The 15,429-nt window shown below is 71.8% G+C and carries 14 protein-coding genes and 1 riboswitch; of the genes, 6 read left to right on the plus strand and 8 right to left on the minus strand.

Annotated features, from left to right (window positions below; all coding sequences use genetic code 11):
* Window positions 1-29: 29 nt before the first annotated feature.
* A complete protein-coding gene (locus tag Aau02nite_RS37550; protein ID WP_246595736.1) occupies window positions 30-1,202 on the minus strand; it encodes a PucR family transcriptional regulator in 1,173 nt (390 codons plus the stop codon).
* A 95-nt stretch (window positions 1,203-1,297) separates the two neighbouring features.
* Between Aau02nite_RS37550 and Aau02nite_RS37555 the strand changes: the two genes are divergently transcribed.
* The 3 genes from Aau02nite_RS37555 to Aau02nite_RS37565 are packed head-to-tail and all read left to right on the plus strand — an operon-like array spanning window position 1,298 to window position 4,911.
* On the plus strand, window positions 1,298-2,353 hold the full coding sequence (locus Aau02nite_RS37555) for a ferredoxin reductase (RefSeq protein ID WP_212993380.1): 1,056 nt from the start codon (window positions 1,298-1,300) through the stop codon (window positions 2,351-2,353).
* Between the two features lie 57 nt (window positions 2,354-2,410).
* Window positions 2,411-3,643, plus strand: coding sequence for a fatty acid desaturase family protein (locus Aau02nite_RS37560; RefSeq protein ID WP_212993381.1), 1,233 nt, complete (start codon window positions 2,411-2,413; stop codon window positions 3,641-3,643).
* A 23-nt stretch (window positions 3,644-3,666) separates the two neighbouring features.
* Window positions 3,667-4,911, plus strand: a complete 1,245-nt coding sequence (locus Aau02nite_RS37565; RefSeq protein WP_212993382.1) for a D-arabinono-1,4-lactone oxidase — start codon at window positions 3,667-3,669, stop codon at window positions 4,909-4,911.
* Window positions 4,912-4,943: 32 nt separating this feature from the next.
* Here the strand turns inward: Aau02nite_RS37565 and Aau02nite_RS37570 are convergent, their stop codons facing one another.
* Genes Aau02nite_RS37570 through Aau02nite_RS37580 form a run of 3 tightly spaced genes read right to left on the minus strand, consistent with a single transcriptional unit; the run spans window position 4,944 to window position 6,400 of the window.
* On the minus strand, window positions 4,944-5,405 hold the full coding sequence (locus Aau02nite_RS37570; RefSeq protein WP_212993383.1) for an SRPBCC domain-containing protein: 462 nt from the start codon (window positions 5,403-5,405) through the stop codon (window positions 4,944-4,946).
* A gap of 10 nt (window positions 5,406-5,415) precedes the next feature.
* Window positions 5,416-6,060: a dihydrofolate reductase family protein gene (locus tag Aau02nite_RS37575; RefSeq protein WP_212993384.1), complete on the minus strand. Its 645-nt coding sequence runs from the start codon at window positions 6,058-6,060 to the stop codon at window positions 5,416-5,418.
* Between the two features lies 1 nt (window position 6,061).
* Window positions 6,062-6,400 carry an ArsR/SmtB family transcription factor gene (locus tag Aau02nite_RS37580; protein WP_212993385.1) on the minus strand — a complete coding sequence of 113 codons (339 nt, stop codon included), beginning with the start codon at window positions 6,398-6,400 and terminating at the stop codon, window positions 6,062-6,064.
* Between the two features lie 79 nt (window positions 6,401-6,479).
* A riboswitch (cobalamin riboswitch) is annotated at window positions 6,480-6,683 on the plus strand.
* 36 nt (window positions 6,684-6,719) lie between these two features.
* On the opposite strand from Aau02nite_RS37580, the gene bluB reads away from it, so the two are divergent.
* Window positions 6,720-7,346: a 5,6-dimethylbenzimidazole synthase gene (gene bluB / locus Aau02nite_RS37585; protein ID WP_212993386.1), complete on the plus strand. Its 627-nt coding sequence runs from the start codon at window positions 6,720-6,722 to the stop codon at window positions 7,344-7,346.
* A 393-nt stretch (window positions 7,347-7,739) separates the two neighbouring features.
* Here the strand turns inward: bluB and Aau02nite_RS37590 are convergent, their stop codons facing one another.
* The 3 genes from Aau02nite_RS37590 to Aau02nite_RS37600 form a co-directional block, all read right to left on the minus strand.
* Window positions 7,740-8,144, minus strand: coding sequence for an ester cyclase (locus Aau02nite_RS37590; protein ID WP_212993387.1), 405 nt, complete (start codon window positions 8,142-8,144; stop codon window positions 7,740-7,742).
* A gap of 91 nt (window positions 8,145-8,235) precedes the next feature.
* Window positions 8,236-9,276, minus strand: coding sequence for a hypothetical protein (locus Aau02nite_RS37595; protein WP_212993388.1), 1,041 nt, complete (start codon window positions 9,274-9,276; stop codon window positions 8,236-8,238).
* A 249-nt stretch (window positions 9,277-9,525) separates the two neighbouring features.
* A complete protein-coding gene (locus tag Aau02nite_RS37600) occupies window positions 9,526-10,926 on the minus strand; it encodes a cation:dicarboxylate symporter family transporter (protein WP_212993389.1) in 1,401 nt (466 codons plus the stop codon).
* A 97-nt stretch (window positions 10,927-11,023) separates the two neighbouring features.
* Here Aau02nite_RS37600 and Aau02nite_RS37605 point away from each other — a divergent pair, with 97 nt between their 5' ends.
* Window positions 11,024-12,598 carry a sensor histidine kinase gene (locus Aau02nite_RS37605; protein ID WP_212993390.1) on the plus strand — a complete coding sequence of 525 codons (1,575 nt, stop codon included), beginning with the start codon at window positions 11,024-11,026 and terminating at the stop codon, window positions 12,596-12,598.
* Complete coding sequence (locus Aau02nite_RS37610) at window positions 12,595-13,278, plus strand: response regulator (RefSeq protein ID WP_212993391.1); 684 nt, start codon at window positions 12,595-12,597, stop codon at window positions 13,276-13,278. The genes Aau02nite_RS37605 and Aau02nite_RS37610 overlap by 4 nt, the downstream gene beginning before the upstream one ends.
* Window positions 13,279-13,287: 9 nt before the next feature.
* On the opposite strand, the gene Aau02nite_RS37615 is transcribed toward Aau02nite_RS37610, so the two are convergent.
* The gene (locus Aau02nite_RS37615; RefSeq protein ID WP_438841211.1) at window positions 13,288-15,429 is read right to left on the minus strand and encodes a transglycosylase domain-containing protein; all 2,142 of its coding nucleotides are present in this window, start codon (window positions 15,427-15,429) and stop codon (window positions 13,288-13,290) included.

The raw sequence follows: 15,429 nt of genomic DNA on the forward strand, positions 1-15,429 counted from the left end.
CGGTGGTCATTCGTTCGGCGGACGGCGGCTCAGGCGGGCTCGAGCGCCAGGGCGACGGTCAGTTCCAGCAGCCACTGCGGGTCGCGCAGGCGGTCGCCGTACAGCTCGCGCAGCTGCGTCATCCGGTAGCGCACCGTCTGCGGGTGCACGAAGAGCGCGGCGGCGACCTCGTCGCGGCGGCCCTGGTGCTGCAACCAGGCGCGCAGCGTCTCGGCCAGCTTGGCCGCCACCGGCTCCTTCTCCCCGGCCAGCGGGGCCAGCACCTTGGCCCGCAGGTCGGCCAGGGCCTGCGGGTCGGCGGTGACGATGAGCCCGACGAGGTGGTCCTCGGTGTCGACCACCGCTCCCCCGGCGCTCGGCGCGAACCGGGAGGTCCGCACGGCCCGGGCCAGCGAGTCGCGGGCCTGCAACCAGGGCCGGACCGGTCCGACGGTCGCGCCCCGCCCGGCCAGCAGCCGCATCAGGTGGATGCGCGACGGGCCCTGGGCGTCCGGGACCAGCAGCACCGAGGTCTCGTCCGGGCCGGCCTCGGCCACCTGCAGGGTGCGGGCGTCCACCAGGTCGAGCACCGAACGGGCGAACGGCTCGGGCACCAGCACCGCGGTCAGGGTCTGCGGCGGCACCCATTCGGCGCGCTCGGCGGCCGCGGTCACCACGTGCGCGGGCTCGCCGGCCAGCAGGGCCTGGGCCAGGCGTTCCAGCAGGTGCCGGCGGACCCGGCCGGAGCTGGCCAGCTCGTCGGCGTGCCCGGCCACGCTGGCCGCGGAGAGCTCGTCGATGTACGCGAAGACCTGCTCGGCGAAGTGCGCGATGGTCGCCGAGTCCTGCCCGGCCCGCACACTGATCGCGGCCAGCTCACGCCACGCGACCCGGGCCCCCAGCCGGTACGCCGCCAGCAGGGAGTCCAGGCTGCGCCCGTTGCGGGCCTCCCCCCGGCCCAGCGCGTACGCGGCCTCCAGGGCCGGGGTCAGCGGTGAGCCGCGCCCCTTGCCGGCCGAGCGCGACACCAGGTTCAGGAAGGTGGCCAGCGCCGCCCGGACCGCCTTCTCGATCTGCGGGCCGAGCTCGCCGGCGAAGGCCTTCGCGTACGCTGGCACGCCTTCGGTGATCGCCTCCACGGTCTGGGTGGCCACCGCCGGCAGCGCATGCCGCAGCGGCGCGACCGCCTCGGCGGATAGGCGGAAGTCCTTCACATCACTCACCGCGACCCCCTTTTGTTCGCTACGAACAATAACCTGCCGTCAAATTCCCTTGACCGGGTCAGGCATTCGTGCCGAGATCAACGCAGGCTTGAGGCATGGCGGTGACTCATACCCTGCGATCGGGTGCTTGGCGGGTCGTGGAGCTCCTCACGACACCGGTGGTGCCGGCTGACTACCTCGACGTGATCGCGCCCCTGCGCAACGCGAGCGTCCTGCGCGCCCGGATCGAAGCGGTCCGGCCCGAGACCCGCGACGCGGTGACCCTGGTGCTGCGGCCCGGCCGCAACTTCCGGCGGCCCGAGCCCGGTCAGTACATCCGCATCGGCGTCGACGTCGACGGTGTCCGGCTGTGGCGCGCGTACTCGGTGACCAGCGCACCGGGCCGGCTCTCCGTGACCGTCAACGCCGTCAAGGACGGCGTGGTCAGCAACTACCTGATCCGCCACGCCCGGCGCGGCATGCTGGTGCACCTGGACCAGCCGGCCGGCGACTTCACCCTGCCGGCCGCCCGCCCGGCGAAGGTCCTGTTCGTGACGGCCGGCAGCGGCATCACCCCGGTCATGGGCATCCTGCGCAGCGCCCTGCACGAGCTGGACGACGTCGTGCTCGTGCACTCGGCGCGGGAACGCGAGGCCGTCGTCTTCGGCGACGAGCTGCGCACGCTGGCCGCCGCGGGCCGGATCCGCTTCGTCGAGCGGCACACCGCCACCGCCGGCCGGATCGCCCCGCCCGAGCTGGCCACCCTGGTCCCCGACCTGGCCGAGCGGCACACCTGGGCCTGCGGCCCCAACGAGATGCTGGACGACCTGGGCGCGCACTTCGCCGAGGCCGGCATCACCCAGCTGCACGTCGAACGGTTCCGCCCGACCGTCATCGCGACCGGCGACGGCGGCAAGGTCACCTTCGGCCGCACCGGCACGGTCGTCGACGCCGACGGCAGCACGCCGCTGCTGGAGGCCGGCGAGGCCGCGGGCGTGCTGATGCCGTCCGGCTGCCGGATGGGCATCTGCTTCAGCTGCGTGCTGCCGATGACCGAGGGTGCCGTGCGCGACCTGCGCGACGGCTCGATCACCACCGCCGTCGAAGGCGACAACGTCCTGGTGCAGACGTGCATCTCGGCCGCCGCCGGCAACTGCCACCTGGACCACTGAGACTCCGCTCCCGCTCCCCCGCTCCAGCTCAGCTTCACAAGGAAACCGAGGACTGCCGTGACCACTCTGCAGCGCAAGCCCGAGAACCCGATCGCGCACCTGACCCCCGAGGACATCGAGGCCATCGGCCGCGAGCTGGACGCCCTGCGCGACGAGATCGTGGCGAGCCGCGGTGAGCGCGACGCCCGGTACATCCGCAGGGTGATCAGCACCCAGCGCCGGCTCGAGCTCGCCAGCCGCGCGGTCCTGCTGGTGTCGATCTTCCCGCCCGCGTGGCTGCTCGGCACGGCCGGCCTGTCGGTTGCCAAGATCCTCGAGAACATGGAGATCGGGCACAACGTCATGCACGGCCAGTGGGACTGGATGCGCGACCCGAAGATCCACTCGACCACCTGGGAGTGGGACAACGCCTCGCCGTCGGAGCAGTGGAAGCACTCGCACAACGAGCTGCACCACACGTACACCAACGTGATCGGCAAGGACAACGACCTCGGCTACGGCATCATGCGCGTCGACGAGCAGCAGCGCTGGAGCCCGATCCATCTCGGCCAGCCGCTCTGGAACTTCGTCAACGCCTGCTTCTTCGAGTACGGCATCGCCGCGTACGACCTGGAGCTCGGCAAGAACCTCAAGACCAAGAAGCGCCGCCAGTCGCCGCAGTTCAAGGAGCGGCTCAAGCAGGTCCGCCGCAAGATCGGCAAGCAGCTGCTCAAGGACTACGGCGTGCACCCGGCGCTGTCCGCGCTGACCGGCTCCTGGCTGACCACGATCGCCGCCAACGCCACCGCCAACCTGGTGCGCAACCTGTGGACCCACTCGGTGATCATGTGCGGCCACTTCCCGGAGGGCGTGGAGACCTTCGAGCGCACCTCGATCGAGGGCGAGACCCGCGGCGAGTGGTACCTGCGCCAGATGCTCGGCTCGGCCAACATCGACGGCAACCGGGCGATGCACATCATGACCGGCAACCTGTCGTACCAGATCGAGCACCACCTGTTCCCGGACCTGCCCAGCAACCGGTACCAGGAGATCGCGCCGCAGATCCGCGACCTGTTCCAGCGCTACGGCCTCTCGTACACCAGCGGCTCGCTGCCCCGGCAGGTCGGCTCCGCCTGGTACAAGGTCTTCCGGCTCTCGCTGCCCAACCGCGGCGAGGCCAAGGCCCTGGCCGACGGGCCGCGCCCGGTCAGCGGCCGCAAGGTGAAGGCGACCCGCTGGCAGCGCCCGGTCACTGAGACCCCGGTCACCGCGACCGAGCCGGTGGCGGCGCCCGTGGCGGTGAATTCCTGATCGGCACGGCCTAGGCTGGACCGGTGAGCAACGTGGTGACCAACTGGGCCGGCAACATCACCTTCGGCGCCCGCCGGCTGCACCGGCCGGCGGCGCTGCCGGAGCTGCAGGAGCTCGTCCGGGCCGGCGGTCCGCTGCGCGTGCTGGGCAGCGGCCACTCCTTCAACCGGATGGCCGACACGACCGGCGACCTGGTCAGCCTGAGCAGCATGCCCCGGACCGTGGAGATCGCCGAGGACCGCCGGACCGTGCGGGTCGACGGCGGCATCCGGTACGGCGAACTCGTCGGCCGCCTCGATGCCCACGGCCTGGCCGTGCACAACATGGCGTCGCTGCCGCACATCTCGGTCGCCGGCGCGGTCACCACGGCCACCCACGGCTCCGGCGTCCGCCACGGCAACCTGGCCACCTCCGTCGCGGCGATCGAGCTGATCCGCGGCGACGGCGAGCTGGTGACCCTGCGCCGCGGCGATGAGGGCTTCGCGGGCGCGGTGGTCGGCCTGGGCGCCCTCGGTGTGGTGACCGCGCTGACCCTCGACGTGGTGCCCGCGTTCGAGATCCGCCAGTACGTCTACGACGACCTGCCCCGCGCGTCGCTGGAGCAGCACCTGCCGGAGATCCTCGCGGCCGGGTACAGCGTCAGCCTGTTCACCAACTGGCAGACCACGGACATCAACCACGCCTGGTTCAAGCGCACGGACGAGCTGCCGGAAGGCCCGCTCTTCGGCGCCCGCCCGGCCGACGGCAAGCGCCACCCGGTGCCCGGAGTGCCGGCGGACAACAGCACCGACCAGTTCGGCGTGCCGGGGCCGTGGCACGCCCGGCTGCCGCACTTCAAGATGGAGTTCACCCCCAGCACCGGCGCGGAGTTGCAGTCGGAGTGGATGGTGCCGTTCGACCGCGCCCTGGAGGCGATCGACGCGGTGGCCCGCGTGCGGGAGAAGATCGTCCCGGTCCTGCAGGTGAACGAGATCCGCACGGTGGCGGCCGACGACCTGTGGCTGAGCATGAACTACGAACGCGCCAGCCTCGGCCTGCACTTCACCTGGATCGCCGACACGGCGGCGGTCCTCCCGGCGGTGGCGGCGCTCGAGGAGCAGCTCGCGCCGCTGGAGGCCCGCCCGCACTGGGGCAAGGTCTTCACCGAGGACGCGGCCACGGTCCGCAGCCGCTACCCCCGCTTCGCCGACTTCCAGGCCCTGGTTGCTGAGTACGACCCGCGGGGGACCTTCCGCAACGCCTGGCTCGACGACATCCTGGGCCGCTGACGCCCCTGCGCGTCACCCGAGGTGCTTGCCCGTCACCCGAGGTGCTTGCCCAGAGCGTCGAGCAGGCCCCGAGTGCCGTGCTCGCGGTCCGGCCCGTCGGCCCAGAACTGGTCGAAGAAGACGCCGTGCTCGGCGTGCGTGAACCGGGTGCCCTCGGCGAGCGGCTCGAACTCCAGCGACGCCACCGAGGTCGACATGTGGATCCCGTCGAGCCACATGTCGTACGTCGTGACGATGCGGACGTGCTCGACGATGTCGGTGTACGTGGCCTCGTACCGGGAGAGCGGACCCTCGTGGAACTGCCCCTCGGCGACGTCGCGCCCGCCCAGGCGGAAGTCGAACGCCCACTCCCGGGGCTCCACAGCGTCGCCGCCGCCCCACCAGGCCCGCTTCTGCTCCTCCAGGGCGAACGAGTCCCAGACGCGCGCGACGGGAACCGGATAGTCGCGGGTCAGGGTGAACCCGGCGCGGGCGAGTCGGCGTTCGATCGTCATCGCGGGCGTCCTATCGCGTGAAGGTGACGTGGATGGTGCCGCTCTCGGCCACTTCCGTGGTCACCTTGTGGGTGAGGTCGAGGCCGCGCAGGTCGTCCCAGAGCCGGGTGCCCCGGCCGAGCAGGATCGGGGCGATCATGAGGTGCAGGTGGTCGACCAGGCCGGCGCGCAGGAAGTCGCGGGCGGTGCTGACCCCGCCGCCGACGCGCACGTCGAGGCCGCCGGCGGCCTCGGTCGCCTCGGCGAGGACGTCCTCGATGGCGGTGCTGCGGAAGTGGAACGTCGTGCCGCCCGGCATCGGGAGCGACGGACGCGGCGCGGTGTGGGTCAGGACGTAGACCGGGGTGCCGAACGGCGGCTGGTCACCCCACCAGCCCTTCCAGTCCGGGTCGTCGGGGAACGTGTGCAGGCCGAACATGGCCGCGCCCATGATCTCGGCCCCGATGCCCTCGAAGTGCGCGGCGACGTAGGAGTCGTCGACGCCGGTCGTGCCCGCGCCGCTGGTGTCGCCGAGGACGCGCTCGTGGAACGTACGGGTCGCGGCATAGGCCGTCGTGAGACGCCCCCAGTCCGCACCCATCGGGTTGTCCGGGGCCTGACCGGCCGAGGTGTAGCCGTCGAGCGAAGCGAACAGGTCGATACGAACGCGGGTCATGTCAGGTTTCCTTCGGATTGGTACGGGTCAGGTGGATGCCGAGCCGGTCGGCCTGGCGCTCCGCGGGGGTGCGCTGCTCGTCGAGCCACAGGTGCAGGACGTCGAGAGCGCCCGGTCGCAGGCTCACGGTGCGGACGCGTCCCTCCTTCTGCGACGTGATCAGTCCCGCGCTCTCGAGGACGCGCAAGTGCTGCATGAGCGAGGGCAACGCCATCGAGAACGGGGCCGCGAGCTCGGAGACGACGGCCGGCGATCTCGCCAGCCGTTCCACGACGGCCCGGCGCGTCGGATCCGCGAGCGCGCGGAGCACGGCGTCGAGCTCGTCGTAATACTTAGGCACGAGCCTTACTATTGCTGATGGGCCGGGATCGGTCAACCGGCTTGCCGTGGTGGTCCCCCGCGGCGGTAGCGTGTCGCCCGGCACGAACTTGTTGCGAGGTGCCCCGCTCGCGGGTGGGGAGAATCGGGAAGCCGGTGGGAATCCGGCACGGGCCCGCCGCGGTGACCGGGGAGCTGCCGCCCACGCGCATCCCGGTGCGCAGCCACTGGCCGGACGGCTGGGAAGGCGGGCGGTGAGGCGCTGATCCGGGAGTCCGAAGACCGGCCTCGCGTCCGGTGGCCCCGGCGTGCCCGGGGCCCGAGCGCAGCGGGAGCCTGCCATGATCCACGACCTGTACGAGACCATCAACCGCCGCCGCGACGTCCGCGGCCAGTTCACCGGCGAGCCCCTGCCCGAGGCCGCGCTGGACCGGATCCTGACGGCGGCGCACGCCGCGCCGAGCGTAGGGCTGTCGCAGCCGTGGGACTTCATCCTGGTCCGCGACCCGCAGCTGCGGCAGACGTTCCACACGCACGTACACACCGAACGGGAAACCTTCGCCGCCACCCTGGACGGCGACGCGGCACGGCGGTTCGCCGGCATCAAGATCGACGGGATCCTGGAGTCGACGCTGTCGGTGGTGGTGACCTACGACGCGGCCCGGGGTGGTCCGGCGGTGCTGGGCCGGCACGCCATCGCCGACGCCGGGCTGTACTCGGTGTGCCTGGCCATCCAGAACCTGTGGCTGGCGGCCACGGCCGAGGGCCTGGGCGTCGGGTGGGTGTCCTTCTACCGCGAGGAGTTCCTGCGCGATCTGCTGGGCATTCCGGGCGGGGTGCGGCCGGTGGCGTGGTTGTGCCTGGGCCCGGTCAGCCACCTGGAGGACGTGCCGGACCTGGAACGGCACGGCTGGCGGCGGCGCCGGCCGCTGCGGCTGGCCCTGCACGCGGACCGCTGGGGCGGCTGAGCGGGCCGGCTGACCCGGCCCGGCTGAGCCGAGCCGGCTGAGCGGGCCAGCTGAGCCGAGCCGACTGAGCGGGCCAGCCGAGCCGAGCCGACTGACCCGAGCCGGCTGAGCCGAACCGGCCGCGCCGGGCCGCGCACCCAAGGGCGGCCCGGCCAGGCCGCAGCCGGGCATGACACCCGGGCCAGGCGGCCGCCGGCGCAAGGCAATCCCCAAGGCCGAGCAGCGCCAGGCCCAGTCGGCCCCGAGCTAAGCCGGGCCCGGAGGCCGGCCGGCCCAGGCCAGGATGATCCGGCTCAGGCCAAGGTGAACCAGCTCAGGCCAAGGCGATCCGGCTCAGGCCAGGATGAACCGGCTCAGGCCAAGGTGATTCAGCTCAGGCCAAGGTGAACCAGCTCAGGCCGGGGTGATCCGGCCGCCGATCTGCTGGGCCACCTCGAGATCGTTGCCCTCGAACCAGCTCTCGGCCACCTTCCCGCCGGTCAGCCGGAAGATGATGATCCCGGTCTCGCGCACCCGCTGGTCCCCCGGCGGCAGATCGAGATAGCCACCCCGGTACGTCGAGCGGATCGTGTAGCGCACCACCAGCTTGTCCCCGCTGGAGATCACGTCCTCCACCACGGGCTGCTGGTCCGCGAACGCAGCCGGGTACCAGCGCAGCCACGTCGTGAAGGCGGCCAGGTCGCCGCTGCCACCCGGCCCGTGCGCCACGAAGTCGTCGGTGACCAGCTCGGTCAGCCGCTTCTCGTCCCCCGTGCGGCACATGGCGAACCACGCGCGCGCGATCTCCGTCGCATCCATGCATCAATTTCTATGCCATGGCCACCACCGGCGCACTGCAACCCCGCACCGCACCGGCGGCCGGGAGGTTCCCCGGCCGCCGGCTGCGCCGTCAGTCGGTGACGGCCGGGGCGGTCCGGGCGGCCTCGCGCAGGTCGGCCTTCTCCGCCGTGTACGGGTTGTACGTGTACCCCCGCGCCAGTTCGCCCGGCACGGCGAAGTACTCGGCGGACAGCTTGGCCGGGTCGGTGGCGATCTCCCCGCGGCCCGGCAGGTCGTCGCCGTCGTCCCAGCCCCACGGCGCGTTGGCCGAGTTGGTGCCGCACGAGTACGTGCCCACGCCGCAGCCGCCCGAGGTGTCACCGGCGAAGGTGCCCAGGTTGGCGTACAGGCTGGTGTTGTCGCGCTGGGCCCACAGGCCGCCCGCCGCGAAGATGTCGATCAGTTCGTAGCGCACGTCGCGGTCGTTGGTGCTGCTGGGCGTCTCGCCCTCGGTCGCCGGGTAGTAGACGATGCCGTCGCCGTTGATGGCGTACTGCGGGTACGCCTTGAGGCCGTGGCCCTGGACCTCCTGCGCGGTGACCGGGTGCTGGAACGAGTCGTGCGGCGACGACTGCAACTGCAGCGTGCCGTCGACCGTCTCACGGCCGCCGGTCCAGGTGCTGCCGCTGGGCGTGTACGAGTAGAAGCTCGTGTGTGCCACGGTGACCGCGGAGCGCAGCACCCCGTACGGGGAGCCGTCCTTCTGGATCGCGAGCAGCACGCCCTCGCCGTCGTTCTCGTGCTCGGTCTCGAAGAACGGGTGGTCGGCCCAGTCCCGGGGGTGGAAGAAGAAGTAGGTGACGTACCAGTGCGTGCTGGTCTCCGCCACCGAGTAGTACGCCGCCGCCGAGAACGACGCGCCGGAGTCGGCGGCGCGGTCCCAGTTGTTGCGCCCGTTCCAGTCGCCGTCGAAGTTCACCTTGGTCAGGTAGTCCGCCTTGCCGCCCAGGGCGTGGCTCCCGGTGGCGTCGACGTCCTGGTAGTGGATGGGCGCCCAGCGCAGCGCCAGGTCAGCCCGGCTGATCGCGGCACCGGCGGGTGCCGGCGCTGCGAGCCCGATGGATACCAGCGCTACCGACAGCGCGGCCGCGATCCGGCCCTTACCCAGCATGTGTGCCCACCTTCGCCGTATGGATAGACCACGGGCAATGTATGGGCTCCACGGTGGTGGATGCGTGGCCGAGCCGCAACGCCCGGATGGCCGCCGACCGAAGAGTCGGCACGGCGCCACCCCGCCGCACCCGGAACAGCCGGCACGGCGCCGCCCCGCCGCGCCCGGGGCAGTCGGCAGGGCGCCACCCCGCCGCGCCCGGGGCAGTCGGGATGGGCGCGACGGAGTGGCGGATCAGGTGCCGCGGGTTCAGGCCGAGGTGCCCGCGGGGACGGCCGGCGGCGGAGTGGCCGGCGGCGGGGTCGCCGGCGCCGGCGGGTCGTCGTGCTCGTCGACCATCGTGGCCTCGTCGAACGCGTCCTCCCCGGCGAGCACGCGCGCTGCCCGGTCCCGGTCGAACTCGCTGGTCCAGGTGCCGATCAGCACGGTGGCCACCGCGTTGCCGGCGAAGTTGGTCAGCGCCCGGGCCTCGGACATGAACCGGTCGATGCCGACGATCAGGCCGACGCCGTCGAGCAGTTCCGGGCGGTGGCTCTGCAGGCCACCGGCCAGCGTGGCCAGGCCCGCGCCGGTGACGCCGGCCGCGCCCTTGGAGGCGATGATCATGAAGACCAGCAGGGAGATCTGCTCGCTCACCGACAGCGGGTCGCCGACCGCCTGGGCGACGAACAGCGAGGCCATGGTGAGGTAGATGGCCGTGCCGTCCAGGTTGAAGGAGTACCCGGTCGGCACGGTGATGCCGACGACCGGCTTGCTGACGCCCATGTGCTCCATCTTGGCGATCAGCCGCGGCAGGGCCGACTCCGACGACGAGGTCGAGACGATGAGCAGGAACTCCCGGCCGAGGTAGCGCAGCAGCTTGAGGATGTTGATCCGGGCGACCAGCCAGAGCAGGGCACCGAGGATCAGGAAGACGAAGATCGCGCAGGTGGCGTAGAAACCCAGCATGATCTGCGCCAGGCTCTTGAGGGCGTCGACGCCGGTGGCACCGACCACCGCCGCGATGGCGCCGAACGCGCCGATCGGGGCCAGCCACATGATCATGGCGAGGATCTTGAAGACCAGCCGCTGCAGCACCGAGACGGCGCGCAGCACCGGCTCGCCGCGCGAGCCCAGCGACTGCAGCGCGAAGCCGACCAGCAGGGCCACCAGCAGTGTCTGCAGGACCTCGCCCTCGGTCAGCGCCGAGAACAGCGAGGTCGGGATGATGCCGAGGATGAAGTCCGCGGTGCCCTCGCTCTGGGTGTCACCCACCGCCTTCTGCCCGGCCTCGGCCACCGAGGCGTCCAGGTTCAGGCCGGCGCCCGGGTGGATCAGGTTGCCGACGACCAGGCCGATGGCCAGGGCGACCGTGGACATGGTCAGGAAGTAGCCGAGCGCCAGCCCGCCGACCTTGCCCACCTTCGCGGCCTGGCGGACGGAACCGACACCCAGCACGATCGTGCAGAAGATGACCGGGCTGATCATCATCTTGATGAGGTCGACGAAGCCGGTGCCGATCGGGCGCAGTTCGACCGCGAAGTCGGGCACGAGGAAACCGACGGCGATGCCGAGGATGACGGCGACGATCACCGCCAGATACAAGTAGTGGGTGCGGTCCCGCTTCGCCACCGGAGTCGGGGCGGGCGGGGCGGGGCTCTGGCTCTCCATGCCGGAGACTGTGTCCTGGGTCTCACCCCTGGGGCACCATTGCGTTCATTCTGTTCACCGCTGCAAAAACGCGCCGACGACGACTGGAAACACGCCGATGAGACAGCGCTGGAGTATCGCGGGTCAGCTGTTCGCGTTGCAGGTGCTGGTCGTCAGCCTGCTCGTGGCCGGCGGCACCACCGGCGCCGTGCTGCTGGCCCGCAGCGACGCGCACGACGCCGCGGTGGAGGAGGTCAGCGCGGTCGCGGAGGCCATCGCCCGCTCCCCCATGGTGGCCGACGCCCTGCGCTCGCCGGACCCGAGTGCCCTGCTGCAGCCGTACGCGGAAGCCACCCGGGCCGCCACCGGGACCGACTTCGTCGTGGTGATGGCCACCGACCGCACCCGGTACACCCACCGCAACCCCGCGCTGATCGGGCAGAAGTTCGCCGGCTCGGTGGCCGGCGCGCTGGCCGGCGGCACCGTGGTGGAGCAGTACCGCGGCAGTCTCGGCGAGTCGGTGCGCACCGTGGTGCCGGTGCGGGCCCCCGACGGCACGGTCATGGGCCTGGTGTCGGTCGGTATCACCACCGAGGCGATCAACCGTAAGCTGCTGGGTCAGGCGCCCACGGTCGCGCTGGCCACGGTGGCCGCGCTGCTGCTGGCTGCGGCCGGGGCATGGCTGCTCAGCCGGCGGCTGCGCCGGCAGACGCACGGCCTCGGCCCGGCCGAGATGACCCGGATGTACGAGTACTACGACGCGGTGCTGCACGCCGTACGGGAGGGTCTGGTGGTGGTCGACCGGGACGGCCGGGTGGCGCTGATCAACGACGAGGGCCGCCGGTTGCTCGGCATCGGTGACGACGCGCGCACCGACCGCCGGGTCGACGAGCTGGAGCTGCCGGCCGAGGCCGCGGCCCTGCTGACCTCGCGCCGGACCACGGTGGACGAGCCGGTGCCGGCCGGCGACCGGGTGCTGGTGGCCAGCCAGCGCGAGACCCGGTTCGAGGGCCGCACGCTGGGCACCGTGCTGACCCTGCGCGACCACACCGAGCTGCGCGCGCTGACCGGCGAGCTGGACTCGGTGCGCGGGCTCACCGAGGCGCTGCAGTCGCAGGCCCACGAGGCCGCCAACCGCCTGCACACCGTGCTGACCCTGGTCGAGCTCGGCCGCACCGACGAGGCGATCCGGCTGGCCACCGACGAGTTGGCGCTGGCCCAGCAGCTCACCGACCAGGTGGTCGGCGCGCTCACCGAGCCGGCCCTGGCGGCGCTGCTGCTGGGCAAGTCGGCCCAGGCCAGCGAGCGCGGGGTGGAGCTGACCGTGGACGAGGCGTCGCGGCTGGAGGGCGAGCCGCTGCCCAGCCGGGACCTGCTCACCGTGGTCGGCAACCTGGTGGACAACGCCCTGGAGGCGGTCGCGGCCGCGCCGCCGCCGCGCCGGGTGCGGGTGCTGGTGCGCGAGCAGGACGCCGCGGTGCTGGTCCGGGTCACCGACACCGGTCCGGGCATGTCCGCCGACCAGGCCGCGGCGGCGTTCCGCCGCGGCTGGACCACCAAGGACGGGCCGGGTCACGGGGTCGGGCTCGCCCTGGTCCGCCAGGTCGCCGAGCGGTACGGCGGCAGCTACGACGTCACCCCGGCGACCGGTGGCGGCGCGGTGCTGACCGTCCGGCTGCCGGTGCCGGCATGACCGCGATCCGGGTGCTGGTGGTCGACGACGAGCCGTTGATCGCCGACGCGCACCGGGCGTACACCGAGCGGATCGAGGGTTTCGAGGTCGTCGCCGTCGCGCACTCCGCCCGGGACGCGATGGCCGCGCTGCGGGCCGGCCCGGTCGACCTGGTGCTGCTGGATCTGAACCTGCCGGACAAGCACGGCCTGGAGATCGCCCGCGCGTTGCGGGCGGCCGGCAGCGGCACGGACGTGTTGGCGGTGACCTCGGCCCGGGACATCGCGATGGTCCGCGCCGCCGTGGCCCTCGGCGTGACGCACTACCTGCTCAAGCCGTTCACCTTCGCGGCGTTCCGCGACAAGCTCGACGGCTACGCGCGCTACCGCAGCCAGCTTCGCGACACCGGTGAGGTCGCGGCCCAGCACGAGATCGACCGGGTGCTGGCCACGCTGCGCGGCGTCCCGCAGGACTCGCTGCCCAAGGGCCTGGACGCCCGTACCCTCGATCTGGTCCTGGCCGCGCTGCGGGCGGTGACCGGCCCCGCCGGGCTGTCCGCCGCGGAGGTCGCCGGCAGCATCGGGGCGTCCCGGGTCACCGCGCGCCGCTACCTGGAGCATCTGGCCGACGCCGGCCGGGTCGTCCGCAGCTCCCGCTACGGCGGGCCCGGCCGGCCGGAGGTCGAATACCGGCCGGCCTGAGCATGCTCGCTAGCCGGGCTTCTTGAATTCCTCTTCCGGCTTGCCCTCCATGTAGTCGGCCACGGTCCGGTAGACCGCCGGGTTGACGATGCCGTGCGACATCCGGTCGGTGTGCCCGGCCCAGTCCGGGTTGACCAGGTAACCGGCCACCACGAGCTGCTGGGTGCCGACCACCAGGGCGGCGGTCTTGTCGTCGTCGGTGGTGCCGGTCTTGCCGAAGACCGGGTGGCCGACCACCCGGCGGGCGTTGGCCTCGGTGGCGCCGCCGCAGTTGCCCAGCTGCGCGCGGTCGCCGACCGGGCAGCGGGCCGCGTCCAGCGCCTTGCGGGCCACGTCCTTGCTGGTCGCCCGGTTGCACTTGGGCTGGCCGATGTCGCTCTTCTTGCCGTCCTGGGTGTAGATCTGCTGGATCGGGGTGGGCGCGCAGTACATGCCGTCACCGGCCAGCGTCGCGTACGCGTTCGCGATGTCCAGCGGCGTGGACGCCGTCACGCCCAGGGTGAAGGCACCCCACTGGTTCGCGGCTTCCTCGTTGTCGGCCATCTGCGCGTCCTGCTGGGCCCGGAACTTGACCCCGAACCGCTTGGCCACGTCGACCACGTTCTCCGCGCCGACCTTCTCCTGCAGCGGCACGAAGTACGTGTTCACCGAGCGGCCGAAGCCGGTGTACATGTTGAACGGGCCGACCTCGCCCTTGGAGGCGTTGCCGGGGCAGTAGAAGTGCGTGCCCGGGCAGGCCGCGTCGGAGCTCGGGTCGATGATGTACCCGGACTTGTACCGCTCCTGGGCGTTGATCGTGAAGCTCGGCTCGAGCCCGCTCTCCAGCGCCGCCACCATGGTGAACATCTTGAACACCGAGCCGGCCTGGTAGCCGGTGATGTCCCCGCCGCCGGTGATGATCGGGTTGGTGGTGTTCGGGTACGTGCCGCGGATCCCCTGGGCGGCCTTGCGCGGGTCGGAGGAGAGCTTGTTCTGCGGGTCCGTCGTGCTGTCCAGCTTGTACTTGCGGTTCGCCGCGAGCGTGCGCACCCGGCCGGAGCCGGGCTCGACGCCGGCCAGCAGCAGCGCGTTGCGGCTGGTGTCCTTGATCAGCTCGGTGATCTCCTTGCGGGCCGCGCTCTGCGCCTTGACGTCCAGCGACGTGACGATCCGGTAGCCGCCGGTCTTGAGCTGGCGTTCCCGGTCGTACGTGGTCTTGCCGAACGCCTCCTGGCTCAGCCACCAGCGGTAGAAGTAGTCGCAGAAGAAGCCCCAGTTGTTCTTCGCGACCGACACGCAGCCGTTGCCGGGCCGGTTGGTGGTGCGGCCGAGCTTGGCCGCCTTGGCCTTGGTCGCCTCGTCGGGCTTCAGGAAACCCAGGTCCCGCATGTTGTCGATGATGTAGTTGCGCCGGTCCAGCGCCTGCGGGTAGCCGCTGGCGGTGGTCGGGTCGAACGAGGTGGGCGCCTTGACCATGCCGGCCAGCAGGGCCGCCTCCGGGACCGTGAGGTCCTTGGGCTTCTTGCGGAAGTACACCTGGCTGCCGGCGTAGACGCCGTAGGCACCGTTGCCGAACGGGGCGATGTTCAGGTAGCGCTCGAGGATCTCCTGCTTGTTGAGCTCCTTCTCGAGCTGCAGGGCGTACTTCATCTCGGAGAGCTTGCGCTCCGGCGTGTCCTTGGTGGCGTCGACGGCCTCCTGCGGGGTCTTCGCCGAGTACGCCAGGGTCATCCGGACGAGCTGCATCGTCAGCGTCGACGCGCCCTGCTTGTCGCCGCCCTGCTTGTTGTTGACGAAGGCCCGGGCGACACCTTTGAGGTCGACACCGTTGTGCTTGTAGAACTGGTGGTCCTCGGCGGCCACGATCGCGTTCTGCATGTTGACCGAGATGTCCTTGAGCGGGACGTCACTGCGGAACTCGTCGAACATGACCGCCAGCTGGGTCTTGTTGTCGGCGGCGAAGACTCGCGTCACCTGCGGCGCCGTCTGCTGCTCGAGCTGACTGGGCAACTGCGCGAACGTCTCCGACCCGGCCTTGGCCGCCAGCCCTGACATGGCGACGGCGGGGAACGAGGCTGCGGCGACCACCACGCCCGCCAGCAACCCGCAGATCAGCAGTGATCCGGCGCTGGCGAACTTGTTGCGGTCGCGGGGAGGCGTAGGGGAAGTCAC

Origin of the sequence: Actinoplanes auranticolor, assembly GCF_018332655.1 — a bacterium.
Lineage (GTDB): Bacteria > Actinomycetota > Actinomycetes > Mycobacteriales > Micromonosporaceae > Actinoplanes > Actinoplanes auranticolor.